This is a genomic window from Stackebrandtia sp., assembly GCF_035643755.1.
GTDB lineage: Bacteria > Actinomycetota > Actinomycetes > Mycobacteriales > Micromonosporaceae > Stackebrandtia.
In genome coordinates, this window is record NZ_DASQPW010000113.1 from 1 (window position 1) to 6,452 (window position 6,452).

The 6,452-nt window shown below is 70.2% G+C and carries 6 protein-coding genes and 1 pseudogene; 2 read left to right on the top strand and 5 right to left on the bottom strand.

Annotated elements, in window-relative coordinates; genetic code table 11:
- Both VE172_RS08825 and VE172_RS08830 read left to right on the top strand, forming a co-directional pair.
- Nucleotides 1-201: pseudogene (locus VE172_RS08825) on the top strand (protein phosphatase); the annotation flags it as partial.
- A 105-nt stretch (nt 202-306) separates the two neighbouring features.
- Nucleotides 307-1,962, top strand: coding sequence for a peptide-N4-asparagine amidase (locus VE172_RS08830; protein ID WP_324800029.1), 1,656 nt, complete (start codon nt 307-309; stop codon nt 1,960-1,962).
- Here the strand turns inward: VE172_RS08830 and VE172_RS08835 are convergent.
- From VE172_RS08835 to VE172_RS08855, 5 genes are all read right to left on the bottom strand, one after another.
- Nucleotides 1,959-2,864, bottom strand: a complete 906-nt coding sequence (locus VE172_RS08835) for a Ppx/GppA phosphatase family protein (RefSeq protein WP_349258313.1) — start codon at nt 2,862-2,864, stop codon at nt 1,959-1,961. The two genes, VE172_RS08830 and VE172_RS08835, sit on opposite strands and share 4 nt — an antisense overlap.
- 53 nt (nt 2,865-2,917) lie before the next feature.
- Entirely contained in the window at nt 2,918-3,454 is a 537-nt protein-coding gene (locus VE172_RS08840; protein WP_414715075.1) for a DUF501 domain-containing protein, read from the bottom strand.
- A complete protein-coding gene (locus tag VE172_RS08845) occupies nt 3,412-3,954 on the bottom strand; it encodes an FtsB family cell division protein (protein ID WP_324800038.1) in 543 nt (180 codons plus the stop codon). Before VE172_RS08845 ends, VE172_RS08840 begins: the two co-directional genes overlap by 43 nt.
- 82 nt (nt 3,955-4,036) lie before the next feature.
- Complete coding sequence (gene eno / locus VE172_RS08850; RefSeq protein WP_324800040.1) at nt 4,037-5,317, bottom strand: phosphopyruvate hydratase; 1,281 nt, start codon at nt 5,315-5,317, stop codon at nt 4,037-4,039.
- A 72-nt stretch (nt 5,318-5,389) separates the two neighbouring features.
- On the bottom strand, nt 5,390-6,452 hold a 1,063-nt coding region (locus VE172_RS08855), incomplete at its 5' end, for a DUF885 domain-containing protein (protein ID WP_324800042.1).

Consider the following 6,452-nt stretch of genomic DNA (forward strand, 5'->3'; position numbering starts at 1 on the left):
TCCGATGTGGTGACGTTCGATGAAATCCAAGCGGCGCTTAACGAGTCGGCCGACCCCGACGCGGCGGCGCAAACGCTGATCAATTTGGCGCTGGAGGCGGGAGGGCCGGACAACGTCACGGTCCTGGTGGGCGATGTGGTGGAATCGAACGGCTTGAAAGACAAGATGACCAACGCGCTATCGTCCGTTCGGCCCAGGTAGCACTCATACTTTCGGCCCATATATGGGCTATGGGCGTCCGATCGGGCAATATAGGACGTCCCCGTTGGTGAAGCCCGCAAGCCCCAGCCCCTCGAGAGGTGCCGCGTGAGACGCGCACTATCCATACTGGCCATCATCGCCCTCGCGATGGCCACCTTGGTGACCCCCGCCCTGAGTTCACCCGCCTTCGCCAAGGACGACAAGCCCAAGGCCCCCAAGGAATTCGGCGACGACTGGGACAACCCGCGCACCGCGGTCGCACCGATCGTCAAGCCCGACACCGTATCCTGCGACGTCACCATCGTCGACCACACCTTCGACGACTTCGAGCCCGCGACGGGCACCTACCAGCCGCCGAAGAAGTGCGACGGCGACTGGTCGAAGGTGGTGCTGCGCATGGAGGGCGCGGTGGCCGGGCGCCAGTTCGACCGCATGGGCCAACTGAACATCGGCGACGTCCCCGTGTTCAAGACCAGCACCCCCGAGCCCTCCCCCGACGGCATCACCTGGACGCAGGAGAAGGACGTCACCGCGTACGCCTCCCTGTTGCGCCACAAGCAATCCACGTCCATGACGCTGGGCAACGCCGTGGACGACACGTACACCGGCGTCTTCGACGTGACGATCTCCCTGACATTCTACGGCACCGACGCCAAGAACCCGGCGACCCACGCCGCCGACACCGTGCTGCCGCTGGGCCACCCCGACACCTCGGGCGCCGACCTCAAGGGCGACATCACCGTGCCGCGCAACTCCATGCGCCTGCTGGCCGACGTCTACGCCACCGGCTCCGGCGGCGGCTGCGAGGAGTTCTGGTATCTGGCCGCCCCCAAGAAGAGCGGCTACTCCTGCGCCGCCGACGACGGGCCGCGCCGCGAGGTGCAGGTGCTCGTCGACGGCGAGCTGGTGGGCATCGCCCAGCCCTACCCGCACGTCTACACGGGAGGGTGGTCCAACCCGTATCTGTGGACGACGCTGCCCGCGCCCGGGGCCTTCGACATCCGCCCGATCAGCTACGACCTGACGCCGTATCTCGGGCTGCTCAACGACGGCAAGGCCCACAAGGTCACCGTCCACGTCACCGGGGTGCCCGACGGCACCGACGGCTGGTCCACCCCCACGGGCTTCCGCGTGTGGCGCGACGCCGGCAGCAAGGTCGTCAAGGGCGGGGTGCTCAGCTCCAGCACCACCAAGGCGCGCAACAAGATCACCACCGCCGACGGCGAGGTGCGCTTCACCTCCTCGCACCGCCACTCCGCCACCGGTTGGCTCACCACCTCCAAGGGCTCCCTGGTGTCCACGGTGGAGCGCTCGGTCTCGGCCACGGGCACCCACTCCTGGGGCGCCGACGAGAATCCCGACGGCATCGACGCGAACTGGTCCGACGTGGAGTCGCGGTCGGCGTTGACCAACGGCGCGTTGAGCTCCAGCACCATCACCCGCGAGTACTCCATGAAGGGCAAGACCGCCGTCGCCGACGGGCGCCTGAAGACCACCATGAAGATGCGCGACGCCGTGGACGTCAGCACCACCGACGCCAACGGCCGCACCCGCGACTCCAGCTCCAGCGACGCCTACAGCGGCGTCGCCTCCTACCTGGTGGACGTGCCCCGTCGCGAGCGCCACGCCACCGCCCACACCAGGGAACGGGTGCGCTCGTCGGGCGGACACGACTGCCACGACCACACCGTCACCACCGACAACGGTTACGTCACCGCCGAGTCCGACAAGTGCGGAATCCTGAAGCCGCGCTCCAGTTAGTACAGACTGGCGGCGATGCCGTCCAGGATGTCGTGCTCGCTGGCCACCACGGTCTCGGCGCCCGCGCGCTCCATCGCGATGCGCAGCACCAGCGCCCCGCCGCCGATCACGTCGGCGCGCCCGGGGTGCATCGGGCCGCGGTCGAGGCGCTGCGCGCGGGTGGCGCCCAGCAGCTCCTCGGTCACCTTCGCCACGTCCTGATAGGAGATTTCGGCGTGGTGGATGCGTTGCGGGTCATAGGATTCCAGACCCATGGCCAGGGCTGCCACGGTCGTGACGGAACCGGCCAGGCCGATGAAGCTCGCGGCGGAACGGTCGGGGTCGACGGCGTCCAGCGCGGCGTCGACGGCCTCGGTTATGTCCGCGGTGGCGGCGGCGATCTGGGCCGCGGTCGGCGGGTCGTCGCGCAGGTGCCGCTCGGTCATCCGCACGCACCCGATGTTGACGCTGCGGGCGGCCTCGGCGTCGCCGATGCCGCGCACGAACTCGGTGGAACCGCCGCCGATGTCCACCACCAGGCGGGGCTCGTTCGCGGCGGGAAGGTCGGCGACCGCGCCCTCGAACGACAGCCGCGCCTCCTCGTCGCCCGAGATGACCTGCGGTGCCACGCCGAGAATCCCGGTCACGAGCTCCCGGAACTCCTCGGCGTTGTCGGCGTCGCGGCTGGCGCTGGTGGCCACCATCCGCACCGACTCCACGCCGTGCTCGGAGATGATGGCCGCGTAGTCGGACAGCGCCGCCCCGGTGCGTTCCAGGGCCGCCGAGGACAACCGTCCCGTGGTGTCGACGCCCTCGCCGAGCCGCACGATCCGCATCAGACGCACCACATCGGACGTCCGCCCCCGGGCCCGCCGCGAGATCAGCAGCCGAATCGAGTTGGTCCCGCAGTCGATGGCCGCCACGGGTTTGTCGCCCAGGTCGTTGTACTTCAGCTCGCGGGGCACCTTCTCGCCGCTCATTCGTCCACCTCCACGCAGGGTCCCTTGGCCCACCATTCGCCGATCGCCTCGCGCGCCTCGTCCCCGAAAGGGTTGACCCCGGGCCCCGCCGCCAGCGCGTGCGCCAGGTGGACGTGCAGGCACTTCACCCGGTCGGGCATCCCGCCGGCCGACACGCCCGCGATCTCGGGCACGTCCCCGAGCTCCTCGCGGTGCGCCAGATACGACTCGTGGGCCTGTCGATACTTGCGCGCCAGCTCCGGGTCCTCGCCCAGCCGCCGGGTCATCTCCTTCATCAGGCCCGACGCCTCCAGCGTCCCGATCGCGCCGCTGGCCTTGGGGCACGTCAGGTAGAACGTGGTGGGAAACGGCGTGCCGTCGGCCAGCCGCGGCAGCGTCTCGGTGACGGCGGGATTGCCGCAGGGGCAACGGAAGGCGATCGCGTTGACGGCGCGCGGCGGGCGCCCCAGCTGCCGCTGGATCGCCGCCAGGTCCTCCTCGGTCGGCTCGCTCACTTGTGTCCTATCTGGTCGGCCTCGTGGAAGGAGTCCCACAGGTCGCTGTACCAGGGCTTGCCGGACTTCTTGTGGTGTTTGCCGCCGCCGCGCGAATCGCTGTCGGGGCTGTTGACCATGATGATCAGCTCCTCCCCGGGCCGCACCATCAGCAGCCGCTGGCGCGCCTGGGCCCGCACGTAATCGGGGTCGTTCCACTTGGCGCGCTCGGCCTTGAGCTCCTTGATCCGGTCGGCCTGGGCGCCCTGCGACTCCAGCAGCGCGTTGATCTCGGAGCGCTGCTCGATGTACGTGCGCACGGGGTACGCGTACGTCAACGCCAGCACCGACAACACCAGCGCCACCACGGCGGTGCGCCCCGACATCCGCCACGGCGGCTTCACCCGGATCCGCCGCAGGATGGGGCGCGGCTTGGCCGCCTTGGTGGTGGGCGTGGCGGGGGCGCGCCCGGCGGTCTGCTGCGGGCGCTGCCGACCCTTACGGGAGCGCTGCCCGCTGCCGGGTCGCTGGCCCCCGGGGCCCTTTCGAGGCGTTGTCACGGCGTCCATTCTGCCCGCCCGCGACCCCGGACATGGATCAGGCCCGAACAGTCACCTGCCCGGGCCCGAGGCTCACGGCGAACTAGTTGCGGTATTTCGGGAAGGCGTTGACGCCCGCGTAGCGCGCGGCGTCGTCGAGCTCCTCCTCGATGCGCAGCAGCTGGTTGTACTTGGCGACCCGCTCGGAGCGCGCGGGCGCGCCGGACTTGATCTGTCCACAGCCGACGGCCACGGCCAGGTCGGCGATGGTGGTGTCCTCGGTCTCGCCGGAGCGGTGGCTCATCATGCAGCGCAACCCGTTGCGGTGCGCCAGGTCCACCGCGTCCAGGGTCTCGGTGAGGCTGCCGATCTGGTTCACCTTGACCAGCAGGGCGGTGGCGGCGTCGGTGTCGATGCCGCGGCGCAGCCGCTCGGGGTTGGTGACGAAGAGGTCGTCGCCGACGATCTGCACCTTGCCGCCGAGCTCGGCGGTCAGGGTGCGCCACGCGTCCCAGTCCTCCTCGGCCAGCGGGTCCTCCAGGGACACGATGGGGTACTGGGAGATCAGGTCGGAGTAGTACTCGACCATGTCGGACGCGGAGCGGACGGTGCCCTCCAGGTTGTAGCCGTCCTCGGAGTGGAACTCGGTGGCGGCGGCGTCGATGGCGAACACGATGTCGCGGCCGGGCGAGTAGCCCGCCTTCTCGATGGCCTGGGTGATCAGGTCGAGGGCCTCGGCGTTGGCGCCCAGGTTGGGGGCGAAGCCGCCCTCGTCGCCCAGCCCGGTGGACAGGCCCTTGGCCTTGAGCACGGACTTCAGGGCGTGGTAGGTCTCGGCGCCCCAGCGCAGGGCCTCGCCGAAGGTGGGCGCGCCCACCGGGGCGATCATGAACTCCTGAATGTCCACATTCGAATCGGCGTGGGCGCCGCCGTTGAGGACGTTGAACATCGGCACCGGCAGCACGTGCGCGTTGGGCCCGCCCAGGTAGCGGAACAGCGGCAGCGCCGCCGAGGCCGCCGCGGCCTTGGCCACCGCCAGCGACACCCCGAGGATCGCGTTGGCGCCCAGGACGCTCTTGTCGTTGGTGCCGTCCACATCCAGCATCACCTGGTCGACGATGCGCTGCTCGCTGGCCTCCAGCCCGACCAGCTCGTCGACGAGGCGCTCGTTGATGTTCTCGACGGCGTTCAGCACGCCCTTGCCGCCGTAGCGTTGTTCGTCGCCGTCGCGCAGCTCCAGCGCCTCGAAGGCCCCGGTCGAGGCGCCCGAGGGCACCGCGGCCCGCGCCTGTACGCCGTCGTCCAGCAGGACCTCGACCTCCACGGTCGGGTTGCCGCGCGAATCCAGGATCTCCCGGGCCGCGATGTTCTCAATGCTTGCCACTTAACTCGCACTCCTTATTACCGGTATGGCGGCGGCGCGCGGCGCTGCGCGCGAAGCTTTGCAGTAGCGACTCTAAACCCCCAGCAGCGCGCGCAGATGACGCGGCGCTGGGTTGCCGTGGGCCAGCATCGCGTCGTGCCACGCCTGCTCGGAGGTGCCGGACGGGCGGTCGGCGGCGATGGCGGCGACCTCGGTGTAGCCCACGAAGTAGGTCGACAGCTGGGTGGACGACAGCAGGGCGCGCCGCCACTTTCCGGCCGCCTCGCCCTCGGACTGGTGGCCGCGGAGCGTCATCATGTCCATGGCCTCGTCCTCGCCGAGGTCCTCGCAGTGGATCAGCTGGTCGAGGATCGCGTTGATGATCATCCGCAGCCGCATCTTCAACTGCTGCATGCGCACCGGCAGGCCGCCGAAGCCGTGGACGGCCATCAGCTCCTCGGCGTACACCCCCCAACCCTCCACAAAGGTCCCACTCATTCGCACCGCCCGCACCCGGGTGTTGCCGCGGTAGCGGCGGGCGTGGGCGAGCTGCAAATAGTGGCCGGGCATCGCCTCGTGGACGGTGAGGTTGCGCAGCATGTGGTCGTTGTACTCGGCGAAGAACGAGTCGGACTTCTCGGCGCTCCAGTCCGACGGCGTGGGGGAGATGGCGTAGATGGTGGGCACCCGCGCGGTCTCCAGCATCCCGGGCGGCAGGCAGTAGGCCGCCGAGATGCCCCGGTCGTGTTCGGGCATGGTGGCGATCTCCAGTGGATCGTCCACCAGGGACACCAGGGCGTGTTCGCGGACGAAGTCGGTCGCCTCGGTCATGGTGCGGCGCGCCAGGTCGACGATGGTGTCGTTGTCGGGGCGGTCGGCGGCCAGGCGCCGGATGGTGGCGGCCACGGTGGCCTCGGACGGCGAGCCGCCGCTGAGCTCGGCGGCGACCTCGGCGATCTCCGCCGATGCCTCGTCCAGGCGGGTTCGCGCCGCGGCCAACAGTTGCGACGCCGACAGCGGGGTGTCCAATGTGTGCCACAGCTTGGCCTCCCAGAGGCGGCGGCCCAGCCGCGGCGAGCGGCCGTCGGGCAGGGCGTCCAGCCAGGCGGCGAAGTCCTCGCAGGCGGTGGCGGCGGGCTCGCAGGCCGCGCCGAGC